This is a genomic window from Moritella sp. JT01, assembly GCF_001574435.1.
Taxonomy (GTDB): Bacteria; Pseudomonadota; Gammaproteobacteria; order Enterobacterales; family Moritellaceae; genus Moritella.
Window position 1 is genome coordinate 1 of sequence record NZ_LOCN01000012.1, and the last position, 15601, is coordinate 15601.

A 15601-nucleotide genomic window follows, 5' to 3' on the forward strand; every position below is an offset into this window, starting at 1 on the left:
CACAATGCTTAAACCGTTGACGACAAGAATCACCTTGCTTTAGCTGGGTGAGCTTCAAAATATAATTAATCTATCAAATAGATATAAAGCAAATAAGGAAAAATAGGAAATGTATGTCTTATGATTTGTGAATAGACGCACCATCAAATGTTATCTTTGACAAGGCTTTATGATAAATTTTGATACCATCATATGCTTGCTCCAATGCCGATACACAAATCTTAGGGTATGCCGAGGTCACACCATCTTCACAGGTAACACGGGTATGCCCACCCATTTAAATGGTGAGCGACATCGATATAACCCAGTAATTGCTGATTTTCCTGATCGATGACAACGGCTACATGGTGCTAACAATGGAATAGTACCACCCGCTACTGTGGTCGTGTCAAAACTGGCAATGGCTAGGACAGCAATAGTTCGCAAATATCTTTATGTTATTACATTGTTTTAGCGAATGTACGGCTAATAACGTCTTGCTGCTGTTCTGATGTTAATGAATTAAAACGCACAGCGTAACCCGATACACGAATTGTTAGCTGTGGGTAAGCACTCGGATTTTTAATTGCATCTTCAAGAGTTTCACGTGTTAATACGTTCACGTTTAGATGTTGGCCACCTTCTACTTTAGTAGGCTCTTCGATGGCAATATCACGCGACTCAAAGTTACCCAGTTCAGCTAAGTTAATCACGGCATCTTGCGCAATCACATCATCAACAGTACCAATACATCTTGCTTGTTCTGCACTTTCATCAATGAGCCAAATTGAATTATTAAGACGCTGATCGTCAGCTTTAGTGATTTGAACACCTTTTAATTTACTCATTATATTACCTTCTATGTTGTAGATTTAAATCAACCATACAGCAATAAACCTTATAATTACAAGGGTTATAAAGAAAATAATTAATACTTTATGGGTATTTTGTGTATATGTAGAATCAATGTTAGAACAAGGTTAAATCAGTGGGGGAAATGAACTTAAAAATCAATATTTAACTGGCTCTTGTTCAGGTTGGTCAACTTCCTTTCGCATCGCTATAACGCTGCCGTACTTGCTTAAAATCTTCAAATAGGAGATCCGATGATAATATTGCATCTCCAAAAGGGTTGGTTTCAGGTTCGAGTATGGCTTGTAATTTCCCTTCAGGATTAATCACCATAAAAGCGAAGCTGTGGCTAACGCTATAATTGTCATTAGTGGCTTCATATTCATAAATGGCAATAATATTTAAGCTATTTACAAACCCTAAATAAGTCACTTCCTCAACTTTCCTTAGCCCTATTATCTCGGGAGCGAAAAATGCCAAATATTCAGCCAATACTTGGGGGGTATCACGCTGAGGATCAACGGTATAAAAAATAATATCGACATCATCCTCAAATGCGCTTTGTTCTAAATGATCCTGGAACTGACTCAGTGCTAATAACGTCATCGGACAAATATCGCCGCAGTGCGTATAACCTGCAGCAACGATATGCCACTTGCCTAACAAGTCATCTTGAGTAAAACGATTGCCATGTTGATCTTGTAATACAAAGTCCGTAATCGGCATCGCGTCACTCAAGGCAACCCCATTAATTTTCACTACGGGTTGAGATTGATATAACCCAAACAAAACCCTCAGCACAATAAAAAAAATGAATATGATGCTTAAGCCCAATCCGGTATATAAAAATTTATTAGCGGTTTTCTTTAAGGCCAATTAAGGAGACTCCATTAACAACTTTCGATTGATAAACACCGATTTATAAAAACCTATTTATAAAAATCTATTTATAAATACATAGCCAGCTTCTATATTCATTAAGGTAATGAAAATCAATATCGCAATAGGAGGAATGAATAACAGTAGCTTAACTGCAAAGCGTTCCCATTTTAGATGCATAAATACAGTTAAAATCAGCCCTGCTTTCATGAGCATGAAAAACAAGATAAGCGCCCAGCGTAAATAGCCTTGAACCTGAAAATAATCCACCATATAAGAACAAGCGCTTAAGGTGAATAACAATAACCATGCTTTAAGATAAAGGCTAATGGGGTGCACTTGACCCATTTTATGTGTTTGTGTGGACTTCATGATCACACCTCACCAAAGATAGAAAAAAGCAAAAATAAATACCCACACCAAATCAACAAAATGCCAATATAGTCCCGATATTTCAACCGCTTGATAACCTTTATTTTCATAATCACCCGCACGTACACGTTTGGCAATGACGAGCAAATAAATAACGCCAATACTCACATGCAAACCGTGAAACCCGGTGATCATAAAAAAGGTGGCACCAAATTGTGCTGCGCCTAATGGGTTACTCCATGGCCGAACCCCTTCTTCAAAGATCAACTTGCTCCATTCAAAAGCTTGCATACCTACAAAAGAAATTCCGAATAAAGCGGTAATAAATATTAGATAACTGGCTTTGCGTTTATCGCCTTGATAGGCAAAATTAACAGCCATCGCCATCGTGCCGCTACTGGTAATAAGAATGAACGTCATAATCGCAATCAACACTAAGGGCACGTGCTCCCCCGCGATCGTTAACGCAAATACTTCACTCGAATTAGGCCACACATCGACCGTACTCATTCGCACGCTCATATAAGCGGTTAGAAAAATACCAAAAATGAAGGTGTCACTGAGTAAAAATACCCACATCATAAACTTAGGCCAAGGCATATCAAACACAGAGCGATCACTCGACCAATCAGATACTGCACTTTGCCAGCCTTTCTTTCCATCATCATTGTGGCTGTTATTATTCATGACGTTCTCCTAAAAACCACAAAGCAATGCAATCGTTTTGTAGGTACCTGGTGTTGCCGTTAACAATGCAAACAGCAACATCCACACAATAAACAAATAATGCCAATACCAAACACATAAGCGTAAGTTAGCCGTCAATCGTTCACTATCTGTATGTTTAAAAAAGGTAACCACAACCCGAATTAATGCAATAAAACCACCAGCCAAATGTAATCCATGAATACCCGTAAACAAATAGAAATAACTGTTGGCTGGATTCCCATTTACCGCAAAACCCGATGCAGTAAGCTGCTGCCACACGAATAATTGCCCGATTAAAAACAAGCAACTAAATAACCCCGTCAGGCATAACGCCACCACCATACGTGTATGACCCACGCTCTCGTTAATCGGCTTAGTGGTCGCCGCAAAGCGAATAGAAATAGACGCCAATAATAAGAACCCGCTGTTCACCCAAAGGGTAATGGGATTGCTAAAGGGTAACCAAGGCGGGCCCGCTAACGCCGTAAAATCGGGATATTGAGAACGTGATAAGAAGGTAATTGAAATCAAGAAGAAAACAACGGTCACCACCATCAAAAAAAACACCAGCGCAGTTTTAGTTGATTGGGTCTGCGTCACTTTCAAGCATTGCGTCTGATTATATGATTCGGAAATAGCAGCATCGTCTGGTAACCAAGGTTTACTGAGTAATTGGCGAATAATGTTCATTATCACCGCCCTCCCTTATCTGTTAATAAACACTCTGAATCCGTTATATTTTGTGGGGTAAAATCAGTTTTGTGTCCAGGTACACTGTAATCATAAGCCCACCGGTAAACGACTGGCACGTTATCCCCCCAATTACCATGTATAGGTGGGCATTGCGGCGTTTGCCATTCCAACGACGTCGCTTGCCAAGGGTTAGCAACGGCAAGTTTACCGCGACGTATACTCCAAATCAGATTGAAAATAAAGATCAGCTGACCCACACCAACAATCAAGGCGGCGACAGTAATACCAGCATTGAGTGTTTGTGTTGAATCCGGTATGAAAGCGGTATCACCCAGCGCAAAATAACGGCGCGGTACACCAAGAAAACCAAGATAGTGCATCGGTAAATAAATCGCATAGGTGCCAATAAAAGTAACCCAAAAATGTAATTTACCCAGCCCCGTGTGCAGCATACGACCCGTTACTAGCGGGAACCAATGATAGATCGCCGCAAACAGCACCATGATCGGCGACACCCCCATCACCATATGAAAATGCGCAACCACAAAAAAGGTGTCCGACAACGGTAAATCAACCACCACATTACCCAAGAACAAACCCGTTAGACCACCGTGCGTAAAGGTAAAGATAAAGCCAATAGCGAAAAACATCGGCACCGTAAAATGAATATTGCCACGCCACAGTGTTAGCAGCCAGTTATAGACTTTCAATGCTGTCGGTACTGCAATAATCAAGGTGGTGGTAGCAAAGAAGAAACCAAAATAAGGATTCATCCCACTGACATACATATGATGCGCCCACACCACAAAACTAAGCCCCCCGATCGCGACGATCGCCCATACCATCATCCGATAACCAAAGATATTTTTACGAGCGTGAGTCGCGATCACATCCGACACCATGCCGAATGCTGGCAAAGCGACAATGTATACCTCGGGATGACCAAAGAACCAAAATAGATGTTGAAATAAGATAGGGCTCCCGCCGGTGTAGTCTAAGTTTTCACCTAAGGATAAGATCGCAGGCATGAAGAAACTGGTCCCCAGTAATTTATCAAACAACATCATGATCGCGCTGACCAGCAACGCCGGAAATGCCAACAACCCTAAAATAGTGGCAATGAAGATACCCCACAATGTCAGTGGCATTCTCATCAGGGTCATACCACGAGTACGCGCTTGCAATATCGTGGTCACGTAATTAAGTCCACCCATGGTAAAAGCAATAATAAAAATGGCCAGCGATAACAACATCAACAATATACCGTTATCGGCCCCCGGCGTACCTTGCAAAATAGCTTGTGGTGGATACAAGGTCCACCCCGCACCAGTCGGCCCTCCGGTAACAAAAAAACTGGATATCAGCACGATAACCGATACTAAATAAGTCCAAAAACTCAGCATGTTCAGATAGGGGAACACCATGTCTCTAGCGCCAATCATCAATGGGATCAGGTAATTACCAAAACCACCGAGTAATAATGCGGTAAGTAAATAGATCACCATAATGATCCCGTGCATGGTGACATATTGCAGATAAGAGCTTGGGTCTATAAAAGAGAAATGATCAGGGAAACCGAGTTGTAAACGCATTAGCGCAGATAATACTAAGGCGATCAAACCAACAAAAATAGCCGTGATTGAATATTGAATAGCAATCACTTTATGATCCAGACTCCACACATACTTAGCAAAAAATCCCGATGGTTGGTGATCGTCTGCTATAGGCTGTATTTCTTTCACTCAAACCTCCTACCAAACCTTATTTAACAAACCCTATTGAACTGGCTGTAATGTAGCGATATACGCAAGAACATCGTCGATAGCTCGCTCGTCGTGCAGTAATTTAGACATCAGGATCATCTGAGAACCGTACATATCTTGTGGGTGTTTACCGCGAATACCTTGTTGATAGTTCTCTAATTGACGTTTAAGGTAGCCAGTATATTGTCCCGCTAACTTAGGCGCTTTTTGGGCATAATGTCCTTGAGCAAATTCACCATGACAAACGGCACAATTTTTATAAATGTCACGCCCCACCGACACATTACCTCGACGTTCAGTTGACTGAGTCACTGTCACAGGGGGCAACGAATTAAGGTAACGACTGATATTAGCCACCGCAGTATCGTCAGCTAACATTGCTGCAAACGGTAACATTTGACGGCCATAAATATCATCATCACTGCCACCACGAATATTATTACGGAAATAATGTAACTGCCGATTAAGGTAATCACGTTCCTGACCCGCTAATGCTGGCGCACCGATCGTCCTATTCCCTTCACCATTCACGCCATGACAGGCAATGCACATGGTATACATCTGCTGGCCTGCCGAAATATCACGACTAATACGAGCAAGGCTTTGGCTAAATGTTGGCTGTTGGTTAAGCCATATTTGATAATCACGTTCAGATTCAACAACAACGTGTCCACGCATTGTATAGTGGGCAATACCGCATAACTCGAGGCATAGAATTTCGAAACGACCAAGTAAAGTAGGTGTAAACCAGAGGTAAGATTGAGTGCCTGGCACCAAGTCCATTTTCACTCTAAATTGAGGAACGGTGAAATTATGTAACACATCTTTAGAGCGCAATAACACTTTAACCGGATGTTCGATAGGCAGGTGTAATTCATTACTATTGATCAACACGTCGTCTTGCCCATGTGGATCTTCTGGGTCGATACCAAACGGATTATTCTGATTAATTAACGGAATGGCTGTACGACCAAGTTTGCCGTCCTCACCAGGTAAGCGAAAGCTCCAATGCCATTGCTGGCCAACCACTTCGACCTCACTCGCATCTGCTGGCACATTGACAAAATCAGCCCAAACAAACAGCCCAGGTGTTAGCATAGCGATAATACCAATCGACGTTAATACCGTTAACCAGCCTTCTAATTTACGATTCTCCGGATCATAATCTGCTTTTCTTTTTTTGTTGTAACGGAACCTATACACTACATAAGCGAGAAACAGGTTCACGGCAACAAATACTATACCCGTGACCCAGAAGGTAATATTGATAGTTTGATCTATTGCAGTCCAATTAGACGCGATAGGCGTAAACCACCATGGACTAAAGAAATGAAACAATAAGGAGCTAATAACCAGTAAGAGAATTACTACCGCAATAACCATAATTGAACCATCGATTATTGTCAGTTTTACAAAATATAAAACTAACTAGTGACCTGAAAACCAGTGTAATTAATAAGCATAGCGCAAGAAATTTGAATTGCGTTGCGAAATAACTAAAGCCGTGTTTAAGGTGATCACTTCATCATGCGGTTATATGTATCCTGACAACTCACTACCCAATGTGGAGAACCCGCGCCACAACCTACCGGTTTAACATCGGGGTGCGATCGCATTATCACGCCAAAATGATGCTCCTGTACCGGATCCACATCGACAAATAAGATATGTTTCCCTTTTATTAATAGCGATTGAAAGCGAACAAAGTTCACATTCGGCTTCTGAAAACCAATGAATCCGCCTTCCCAAATACAAAATCCAAAACTCAACATAGACAAAAATATAAAGGGTAACCAACCTGCAGCGCCATTCGTCCAGCCCATCATATAAGGTATCACTAACGCAAACATCGCAATAATAACGCCAACACCAGCCCCTATTTCTCCCCCCCGAATAACATCTTGCTTAAGTAATGATTCAACTTCATGTAAATGGTGCTGCTCAACATGGTAATCATCAAGACTTAATACATGGATTTGAGGTTCAGTAAATCCTTCTGCTTCTAGCTCCTTTTCAACAATCTCTAACTCATCAAGATCATCAGATACATAATAGTGTCTTAGCATAGTAACTACCGCCTTGAAAACTGTCGTAATTAACACACAAAAATACATAACCATGCTCAAACCATAGTCTGGTTATCTAGATAAGTGAATATAAAAAAGGTAATTAACAGTTTCATCTATCACTAAGTTATACCTTTAAATGGCATAAATTCCACAAATCAGCACTATTTTAGATATTTATTTCTTATTTATCGCATTGTTCTTCCATACTCATTAATTAGACTAAGTAATTCAAAAAACAAATCACAAGTGAGTGGGATCTGATATGATATTCAAAATAAAAGAATCATTAGCACTGATTATGATGCTATCTCTCGCATTGACATTATCAGGATGTCACCGCCATGATGATAATTTAGGGGATGCTGCTGACGACAGTGCACAGCCAACTGAGCCAAAAAAACCAACTGAATTAGACATATTGCTACAAGCACTCATCACCGAAAAAAATCTTGACCGCTCAGCGACCGCAAACCGTGATATTCCTTCGATTGACTCCCCGCTTGCTAATTTAGGTAAAAAATTATTCTTTAGCCAAAGCCTCGGCGGTAATTTTGATAGCGCCTGTGCTAGCTGTCATCACCCCACACTTGGTGGTGCAGACGAATTAAGTCTCCCTATTGGTGTCGAATCAATAAATACACAAGTGCTTGGTCAAGGACGTAACAATAGTGAAGGTATACCCTTCGTACCACGCAATAGTCCTACCATATTTAATATCGCTTTATGGGACGGCAGTTTATTCTGGGATTCTCGCGTCGAGAGTTTAGGAAAAGAAGTTGACCAAAATGGTGCGGCATCGGGCATTAGTACACCAGACAGCGGCTTTGGCGTAACAGATAACAATGCAGGTTCTAATTTGGTTGTTGCACAAACTCGATTTCCCATTACGTCAAATCACGAAATGAAAACGGCTGATTTTGAAAATGACAGTAGCAGAGATGTCATTCGTCATCACCTTGCCGCGCGTCTGGGCGATTATGACGAAGGCGCAGGTGAATTGACCCGTAATCAATGGCTAACCGAATTCCAAACGGCATTCAATAGTAATGCTGATACAGAGGATCTTGTCACCTTCGCAAACATCGGCACAGCCATGGGTGAATATGAGCGATCTATGGTGTTTATCAACTCACCATGGCGTAATTATCTCGATGGTGATATTACCGCATTAACAGAACAGCAAAAACAAGGTGCGTTGTTATTCTTTAATACACCTAAAGACAATGGTGCAGGCTGCTCGGCGTGCCATAGTGGTCCGCTGTTAAGTGACGAACGCCATAACATTATTGCCTTTCCACAAATCGGCATTGGTAAAGGTGATGGCAGCAATGGCGATGATGATTTTGGTCGTGAGCGCGTAACCGGTAACACTCAGGACAGATATAACTTCCGAACACCAAGCTTATTAAACGTTGCTGTAACATCGCCTTATGGCCACGCCGGTACATTTGATTCATTAGAAAGAGTGCTGCGCCATCATATCAACCCAATTCGCAGTATTGATGATTATGTTAATGACAATGAGTGGTGTCAATTAGCACAATTCAAGAATGTCGCAAACTGTACAAGCTTATATCCAAACGTTGAAGCTAATGGCGAACTTGCATTAGCTAAACTAGAGCAAGAGCGCCAAAATGGAACATCACGATTACCAAATATGGACTTAAATAATAAGGACGTTGATCAATTGGTGGATTTTCTCAATAGCCTTACAGATCCTTGTGTCGAAGACCGTGATTGCCTTGCCCCTTGGATTGCAGATGAAACAACGGATAATCCCGATGACCAAGTGCTTATTGGAACGGACATAAATGGCAACCCATTATAACGCAGCGGCTAACGGCCTAGGTGTAATTAATCACATAAACTTGTGATCTAAGGTGTTACATAACAACATAATTGATGCCTTAGTTCACAGAGTGAATCATCATCAAGGTCAAGCAGAGGCAGTCAGCGCCTTCCTTGAAAAACGCCCAGCTAAGCTAATGATGACAGGCCTAGCCTTTAAACTGCTAACCGTATTGCTTTAAGATCATCTGCACTGCAGTCTCGGTTATTAAAGCAATTTTATCTTCATCGGGAAATGCTTCCCCCTGCACTATTTGTGGCCAAAAACAAAAGCCTTTAATCACGGAGATAAACTGCATCACCGCTAACTCTGGATGTTGGATCGTTAAGGCGCCATCCGTAATCGCGGCATTAAACCAAGCAGCCAAAGGTGATTCTTGTTCATTAAAACTGGCTAAGGCTTCTTGAATTAATTCTGGTGAATGGATCGCTTCCGCAATAATAACTCTGGCCATCGCGATAAAGCTTTCGTTCTGTAATTGGGTAATTTCATATTTAGCTAACAAGGTTAATTGCTTACCTAAATCTTGCTCTGCGCTGTATTGCACATAATCAAAATTGCATAACAGGTTCATCATTTTTAACATAATGGCGCTGAACAGCACTTCTTTACTGGCAAAATGGTTATAGACAGTACGCTTGGAAACCTCTGCACGTTTAGCTATATCGTCCATGCTTGTGGCTTTAAAACCCTTAGCTTGGAACTCTAACATAGCAGAGTCGAGTACAGCTGCCCTTTTAAGTTCTGAGCGTGACATATTTTTTTCTTTCATTTTCAGCTTCTTACATAGTAGTTCAATCAATGACATTCATTATTTTACACTGATGAGTTTACTTTTCAAAACAAATAAGTAAACTACACCGTATAGTTTACTTATTACCATCACTATTTAACACTGAATTAAGATAGCCAGAATTAAAATTATGACAAAATTTACATTGTTTATTCTACTCGCGTTAATCGGAGGCGTTATGTCTACAGCGGCAACATCAAATACAAGTTCAGCGACCCAATTGAACCTCGCGCATCATAATACCAAAGGTGGATTTTTAAATACCGCGCCGGACTTTAAAGCTGATACACCGATCTTACCGTTACTTGTTCGTTATATCCGCGAAGAACGCGCTGATGCAGAACCGATTAATCCGATCCCGTTATCACCATTAACAACCACACAACTAGAACAGTTGCCATTATTGAGTGATAGCTTGATCCGCCTTGGTCATTCCAGTATTTATTTACAGATTTCTGGACAGCGCTGGTTAATTGATCCAGTGTTTAGTGAACGCGCGTCACCCGTTAGTTTTGCTGGACCGAAACGATTTCATCAGCCGCCCATTAGTCTGACACAATTACCAAAAATTGATGGTGTGATGATCTCTCACGACCACTATGATCACCTTGATAAAGCGTCGATTAAGTACTTAGCTGAAAACGTAAAACACTTTGTCGTACCACTGGGTGTTGGTGCTCATTTACAAGATTGGGGCGTTAAAGCAGACCACATTCATAGCTTAGATTGGTGGCAATCGATCACCATCGATAATGTAAAAATAACCGCGACACCAACGCAGCACTTTTCTGGACGTGGACTGTTTGATAAAAACGAGACCTTGTGGGCGTCTTACGTCATTGAATCGACAAACAGCAAGTTATTCTTTAGTGGTGATTCAGGTTACTTTGCTGGCTTTAAAGAGATTGGCGATCGCTTAGGTCCTTTTGATATCACTATGATTGAAACTGGTGCTTACGATAAAGATTGGGCAACTATTCACATGACACCCGATGAAAGCCTACAAGCCCACAAAGACCTGCGTGGTAAACATATGATGCCAATTCATAACGGTACGTTTGATTTAGCATTCCACAGTTGGTATGAACCACTGGAGCGTATATCCGCATTGGCACAAGCGGCCGATGTATCACTTGTCACGCCTATCATGGGACAAATTATTACGGTGGATGATATTGCAGACACACCATCATGGTGGACCTCACTGTATAACGGCAGCCGTTTCTAATAACCATTCTTTAAAGGCCTGAACTTTTTCTAACGCATCATGTTCAGGTCGCCAGACGATATAATAAGCCAATTCTGTACTGCTATTCAGTACTGGAAATGGCTTCACTAATCGTCCACAAGCAAGATCATCTTTGACTAATACACTGCGGCCTAATGCTACCCCCTGCCCAGCCACCGCGGCTTGAATCACCGATGCCGAGTTGTTAATTTTCAACCCTTTATTGGTGTCTACATCCTCTATTCCCTGCTCACTCAACCAGCTAGACCAAGTCGGAAACCCTGAACTTATCGGCATAGAATGATCGTGTAATAACGGGTAATTAGCTAAGTCGGTCGGTAATTTTAGCCCTTGTTCAACCAGATCTGGGGAGCACACCGGAAATATATCCTCATCCATCAGCAATGTTTGTGACAACCCCGGCCAATTACCTTTGCCATAACGCACTCCAATATCAATATCCTCAGCAAAGTAATCAACAGAACGAGAATTAGTATTTAAGCGGATATCATAATCAGGGTGGTTAAGTTGAAAATCATCAATGTGCATCAATAACCACTTTGCTGCAAACGCAGGACTCACAGATACCGTGATGGCATTATTTATAATCGGTTTTTGTAATAATGCTAAACCTTGAGAAATATGTTCTAAACCTAGGCTTATTTCCGGCAGTGCAAGCTTAGCCTGATCCGTCAACGTTAAGCGTGAAGCTCCGCTAGTCGCACGAATAAACAAAGTGATATCTAACCACTCTTCCAATAAACGTACTTGCTGGCCGATTGCGGCAGGGGTGACATTGAGTTCCTTTGCCGCCAAAGAAAAACTAAGATGCCTTGCTGACGCTTCAAAAGCACGAACTGCATTTAAATGGGCTATATTTTTCATTTACACTACTACCTCCCTTCAATCAACCACTAAATAAAAACTATACCGACAGTATAGAAGTAGTGCTTTGTCATATGCAAAGAATAAATCCATAATTACAACATAAAGACACTTCATCTGTGGAATAACGATATGAACATTAATAGCGACCTAACCCAATCAACGAAAGTATTCTTTAATGAGTCAACTTGGATATCCTCTCCGCTTAAAGGTGTATCACGTAAAATGTTAGAGCGTGATGGCGCTGAGTTTGCAGCAACGCCAACAACACTAGTTATCTATGATGCAGACAGCTATTTCACTAACCATGTACATACTGGGGGCGAAGAGTTTTTGGTGTTAGACGGTGTGTTCGCAGATGAACATGGTGACTATCCTACTGGCACCTATAAGCGTAACCCTGTCGGTACTGAGCATGCACCGATAGTTAAAGACGGCTGCATGATCATAGTGAAACTGGGTCAGTTCCAAGACGGTGATGATCAAGATGTGGAAATAAATACCGCTAATCAAGCTTTTACCCAAGATGAAGGCCGTACTGCTGTGCAATATCAAGCGCTACACACATTCAAACAAGAAACGGTACGTTTAGAACGTTGGGCACATGACTCAAGTATCGCCCTAGACAATACAGGTGGGATTGAAGTGCTTGTTGTTAATGGTGAGTTTAGTCATCAAGGGGACATTTATCGACAATTTGATTGGCTGCGTTTACCTGTTGGTGAAATGTTAGGTGCCACCACGACTTCAGATGGTTGCACTGTTTGGATCAAAACAGGTCATCACACTTACCGCCTCTAACCTACACTTATTAAGGTATTAACATGAAAACAGAATTTGTCATTATTGGCGGTGGATTAAGCGGTTTATATACGGCTTATTTATTAGAACAGCTTGGTAAGCATTATATTTTACTCGAAGGTCGAGCGCGACTGGGTGGCCGAATATATACCGAAGACCAGTTTGATATGGGGCCTTCTTGGTTTTGGCCTGACATGCACCCACGTATTACCACCTTGATTGATGATCTACATTTACCAGTGTTCCCACAGCATGATAAAGGCGCGTTCTTGTTTGATAAACACGAGAACAAACCACCGCAGCGTTATGAACCAGGTTACGCTGGTTCACCGCAATCAATGCGTGTTGCTGGTGGTATGCAAACTGTTGTTGATGGTATTAAAGCGAAGCTAATCAATGAGCGTATTATTCGCAACGCTAAGGTCACGCATGTAGCCCATACTGCGACAGAGCAAGATAGTTATTCTATCATCAAAGCCGAAATAGACGGTGAACTACAAACAATACAAGCGCGTCAGGTTATCTTTGCGATGCCATTACGCTTACTTGCAAATAGCATTACGTTATCACCTGAATTGCCGACGAAAGTACAGAAAAAGTTCGCATCGACTGCGACATGGATGGCAGCACATGCTAAATTTTTTGCCATTTACGACACACCCTTCTGGCGTAAAGCGGGTTTGTCCGGTTCGGCCAGTAGCCAAGTGGGCCCGTTAGCAGAAATACATGATGCAAGTACAATTGATTGGGCTATCGACGATAGTAGTACCGCCGATAGTAGTAATGTGGGCGCAGGCGCACTATTTGGTTTTGTGGGGATTGATGCACGTACTCGCCAATCGGCAGGTAATGAGTTAATTAAATCGTTAGCCGTAAAACAGCTTGTACGTATTTATGGTGAACAAGCCGCTCAACCTATTGATGTGAAGTTAGTCGACTGGAGCCAAGAAACCATGACAGCAACGGATGCCGATAAAAATGCACCCAATGCTCACCCACATTATGGGTTACGCGATGTTCAATCAGCGCTGGCGCCTGTTTACCAACAAGGTTGGTACTTTGCGGGAACTGAATCCGCAGAAGAAAACGGGGGTTATATCGAAGGCGCGCTAGAAGCGGCAGAAGCTGTCATCGCTCGTATTCCAACTTAAAAACATTCGTATAGAATACAGGTCTATTTACAGCCTTAGCTTACTTTAATAACTGACTACGTAATTGATCATGGTAATAAAATACCCGAGTCATGTCTTTCGGATACCAAGATATATTTTCCAGTAGGATCATGCTGGTATCTGATTTTGGGTAATAGCTTAACGTCGAAATATAACCCAGAACATAACCGCTGTGACTCCATTCTTGCATCGCTGTTTTGTCAGATAATTGCAGACCAAAACCATAACCTAGCTCACCCCAACGGTGTTTTCTAGTCGCCGCTTTAGTGACCATCTGTACATGCGATTTTGCTGATATCAGGTCGCTATGATGCAAACACTGATTCCATGCCACTAAGTCTTCGGCGGTAGAGATAATACCTGCACTTGGCGCTGAACTAGCAGGCAGGTCCTTAGTCATCACCACCAGCTCACCCGGTAATTTTTCATGATAACGAAGCGCATTGTTGGTATTACTTGATGGATTGGTATTGTCCATACCACAGTATGCAAACATGTCTGACGCTAACCTTTCATAGTCTTTTCCTGATGTCGTAGCGACTAATTCACCTAACAAGTTATAACCGGTATTTGAATATGCAAACACATCACCAGGGGCTGTTTTAAGTGGTTTATTCATCGCCACAATACCAGATAAATGATTAAGCAATTGCCTAACCGTTATAACCGCATCCCAGTTCCCTTTTAAGTGTTCAAGATACTGAGTAATTGGCGCGTCAAGTTCGAGTCGACCTTGATCAACTTCTCGCATGACTAACGCTGCCGTCATTTGCTTACTTAATGATGCGGTTACAAAGGGTGTTTGTAATGTAAATGCGGGCGCTGCCGAGTCAGAACTTGCTGACTGAGATGCTGACGTATAACTAAACGTAATGTCATTACCTTTTGCAATAACGGCCACGCCACTAAACACTCTTGGTACATTTGTACTGGTAAATACTGATTTAAATTCAGTGACATTATGTTGTGCAGCAACACTTACCATTGGCAACGTCATCGCTAAGCTATACGCCAAACGACAGGCAAGTACATTGGTTTTCATCATTTTATAAATCCATCTATAACGGTGTGGGGAATAATCTAAACGCATTATTTATTGGCGAGACATATAAACAAATTGGCTATCACAGTCGTCAATAACAAAGCCAAAACGGGCATATAACTCACCGACTCGATTACCTTGTAAATGACTTAGCTTACAAGGTAATTGCTTCTCTTTGGCAAGTGTTATGAGCTGATTTAATACCTTGCTACCAATGCCTCTCCCTTGATGTTCCGGTAATAAGAAAAAGCGACAAAAATGAATATGGCCAGCGTTTATTTCAATCTTATAGCTGCCAACAGCGATACCATCAATACAGATCAACATAGGTTTACCAACCGCCCATTCCTCTGCATGCATTTGTTGCTGTAGTACTTCATCCCAACCAAAAATAGCGTTAATCGGCCCATATTCAGCGGATTTTTTTAAGTTAAACGCAAAATAATAATCTTGCTCAGTAGCGCGTCTGTATTCCAGGTTCATCGGTTGTCTATATTTGAAAATGGCTGAAATAAT

16 protein-coding genes are annotated in these 15601 nt (G+C 41.6%); 4 read left to right on the top strand and 12 right to left on the bottom strand.

Annotation, left to right across the window (positions count from 1 at the left end; translation table 11 throughout):
• Positions 1-440 precede the first annotated feature (440 nt).
• The 8 genes from grcA to AKG98_RS11995 form a co-directional block, all read right to left on the bottom strand.
• A complete protein-coding gene (gene grcA, locus AKG98_RS11960) occupies positions 441-827 on the bottom strand; it encodes an autonomous glycyl radical cofactor GrcA (RefSeq protein WP_067046005.1) in 387 nt (128 codons plus the stop codon).
• A gap of 193 nt (positions 828-1020) precedes the next feature.
• On the bottom strand, positions 1021-1569 hold the full coding sequence (locus AKG98_RS11965) for an SCO family protein (protein WP_157534121.1): 549 nt from the start codon (positions 1567-1569) through the stop codon (positions 1021-1023).
• 195 nt (positions 1570-1764) lie between these two features.
• Positions 1765-2082 (bottom strand): cytochrome C oxidase subunit IV family protein, encoded by a 318-nt coding sequence (locus tag AKG98_RS11970; protein ID WP_067046009.1) that lies wholly within the window; start codon positions 2080-2082, stop codon positions 1765-1767.
• A 9-nt stretch (positions 2083-2091) separates the two neighbouring features.
• Entirely contained in the window at positions 2092-2769 is a 678-nt protein-coding gene (locus tag AKG98_RS11975) for a heme-copper oxidase subunit III family protein (protein WP_067046011.1), read from the bottom strand.
• A 9-nt stretch (positions 2770-2778) separates the two neighbouring features.
• Positions 2779-3480 carry a cytochrome c oxidase subunit 3 gene (locus AKG98_RS11980; protein WP_083543951.1) on the bottom strand — a complete coding sequence of 234 codons (702 nt, stop codon included), beginning with the start codon at positions 3478-3480 and terminating at the stop codon, positions 2779-2781.
• 2 nt (positions 3481-3482) lie between these two features.
• Positions 3483-5225 carry a cbb3-type cytochrome c oxidase subunit I gene (locus AKG98_RS11985; protein WP_067046013.1) on the bottom strand — a complete coding sequence of 581 codons (1743 nt, stop codon included), beginning with the start codon at positions 5223-5225 and terminating at the stop codon, positions 3483-3485.
• A 33-nt stretch (positions 5226-5258) separates the two neighbouring features.
• Positions 5259-6629: a c-type cytochrome gene (locus AKG98_RS11990; protein ID WP_067046015.1), complete on the bottom strand. Its 1371-nt coding sequence runs from the start codon at positions 6627-6629 to the stop codon at positions 5259-5261.
• 134 nt (positions 6630-6763) lie between these two features.
• Positions 6764-7312 carry an NAD/FAD-utilizing enzyme gene (locus AKG98_RS11995; protein WP_067046017.1) on the bottom strand — a complete coding sequence of 183 codons (549 nt, stop codon included), beginning with the start codon at positions 7310-7312 and terminating at the stop codon, positions 6764-6766.
• Positions 7313-7577: 265 nt separating this feature from the next.
• Between AKG98_RS11995 and AKG98_RS12000 the strand changes: the two genes are divergently transcribed.
• A complete protein-coding gene (locus AKG98_RS12000) occupies positions 7578-9143 on the top strand; it encodes a cytochrome-c peroxidase (RefSeq protein WP_067046019.1) in 1566 nt (521 codons plus the stop codon).
• Positions 9144-9327: 184 nt separating this feature from the next.
• Here the strand turns inward: AKG98_RS12000 and AKG98_RS12005 are convergent, their stop codons facing one another.
• Entirely contained in the window at positions 9328-9936 is a 609-nt protein-coding gene (locus AKG98_RS12005) for a TetR/AcrR family transcriptional regulator (RefSeq protein WP_067046021.1), read from the bottom strand.
• A 151-nt stretch (positions 9937-10087) separates the two neighbouring features.
• Here AKG98_RS12005 and AKG98_RS12010 point away from each other — a divergent pair, with 151 nt between their 5' ends.
• On the top strand, positions 10088-11185 hold the full coding sequence (locus AKG98_RS12010) for an MBL fold metallo-hydrolase (RefSeq protein ID WP_228140286.1): 1098 nt from the start codon (positions 10088-10090) through the stop codon (positions 11183-11185).
• Here the strand turns inward: AKG98_RS12010 and gcvA are convergent.
• Positions 11159-12070: a transcriptional regulator GcvA gene (gene gcvA / locus AKG98_RS12015; protein ID WP_067046024.1), complete on the bottom strand. Its 912-nt coding sequence runs from the start codon at positions 12068-12070 to the stop codon at positions 11159-11161. The two genes, AKG98_RS12010 and gcvA, sit on opposite strands and share 27 nt — an antisense overlap.
• 132 nt (positions 12071-12202) lie before the next feature.
• Between gcvA and AKG98_RS12020 the strand changes: the two genes are divergently transcribed.
• Together AKG98_RS12020 and AKG98_RS12025 are read left to right on the top strand one after the other, a co-directional pair.
• Positions 12203-12871 (top strand): cupin domain-containing protein, encoded by a 669-nt coding sequence (locus AKG98_RS12020; RefSeq protein WP_067046026.1) that lies wholly within the window; start codon positions 12203-12205, stop codon positions 12869-12871.
• A 23-nt stretch (positions 12872-12894) separates the two neighbouring features.
• Positions 12895-14022: an FAD-dependent oxidoreductase gene (locus AKG98_RS12025; protein WP_067046028.1), complete on the top strand. Its 1128-nt coding sequence runs from the start codon at positions 12895-12897 to the stop codon at positions 14020-14022.
• Positions 14023-14062: 40 nt separating this feature from the next.
• Here the strand turns inward: AKG98_RS12025 and AKG98_RS12030 are convergent, their stop codons facing one another.
• Both AKG98_RS12030 and AKG98_RS12035 read right to left on the bottom strand, forming a co-directional pair.
• Positions 14063-15088, bottom strand: a complete 1026-nt coding sequence (locus tag AKG98_RS12030) for a serine hydrolase (RefSeq protein ID WP_067046030.1) — start codon at positions 15086-15088, stop codon at positions 14063-14065.
• Between the two features lie 48 nt (positions 15089-15136).
• Positions 15137-15568 carry an N-acetyltransferase gene (locus AKG98_RS12035; RefSeq protein ID WP_067046032.1) on the bottom strand — a complete coding sequence of 144 codons (432 nt, stop codon included), beginning with the start codon at positions 15566-15568 and terminating at the stop codon, positions 15137-15139.
• Between the last annotated feature and the right edge of the window lie 33 nt (positions 15569-15601).

Bases quoted from the DNA above. Each gene is read 5' to 3' on its own strand.
- AKG98_RS11970 (WP_067046009.1), bottom strand. From the start codon at position 2,082: ATGAAGTCCACACAAACACATAAAATGGGTCAAGTGCACCCCATTAGC.
- AKG98_RS11975 (WP_067046011.1), bottom strand. From the start codon at position 2,769: ATGAATAATAACAGCCACAATGATGATGGAAAGAAAGGCTGGCAAAGT.
- gcvA (WP_067046024.1), bottom strand. From the start codon at position 12,070: ATGAAAAATATAGCCCATTTAAATGCAGTTCGTGCTTTTGAAGCGTCA.
- AKG98_RS12000 (WP_067046019.1), top strand. From the start codon at position 7,578: ATGATATTCAAAATAAAAGAATCATTAGCACTGATTATGATGCTATCT.
- AKG98_RS11980 (WP_083543951.1), bottom strand. From the start codon at position 3,480: ATGAACATTATTCGCCAATTACTCAGTAAACCTTGGTTACCAGACGAT.
- AKG98_RS12030 (WP_067046030.1), bottom strand. From the start codon at position 15,088: ATGATGAAAACCAATGTACTTGCCTGTCGTTTGGCGTATAGCTTAGCG.
- AKG98_RS12010 (WP_228140286.1), top strand. From the start codon at position 10,088: ATGACAAAATTTACATTGTTTATTCTACTCGCGTTAATCGGAGGCGTT.
- AKG98_RS11990 (WP_067046015.1), bottom strand. From the start codon at position 6,629: ATGGTTATTGCGGTAGTAATTCTCTTACTGGTTATTAGCTCCTTATTG.
- grcA (WP_067046005.1), bottom strand. From the start codon at position 827: ATGAGTAAATTAAAAGGTGTTCAAATCACTAAAGCTGACGATCAGCGT.
- AKG98_RS12005 (WP_067046021.1), bottom strand. From the start codon at position 9,936: ATGAAAGAAAAAAATATGTCACGCTCAGAACTTAAAAGGGCAGCTGTA.
- AKG98_RS12035 (WP_067046032.1), bottom strand. From the start codon at position 15,568: ATGAACCTGGAATACAGACGCGCTACTGAGCAAGATTATTATTTTGCG.
- AKG98_RS12020 (WP_067046026.1), top strand. From the start codon at position 12,203: ATGAACATTAATAGCGACCTAACCCAATCAACGAAAGTATTCTTTAAT.
- AKG98_RS12025 (WP_067046028.1), top strand. From the start codon at position 12,895: ATGAAAACAGAATTTGTCATTATTGGCGGTGGATTAAGCGGTTTATAT.
- AKG98_RS11995 (WP_067046017.1), bottom strand. From the start codon at position 7,312: ATGCTAAGACACTATTATGTATCTGATGATCTTGATGAGTTAGAGATT.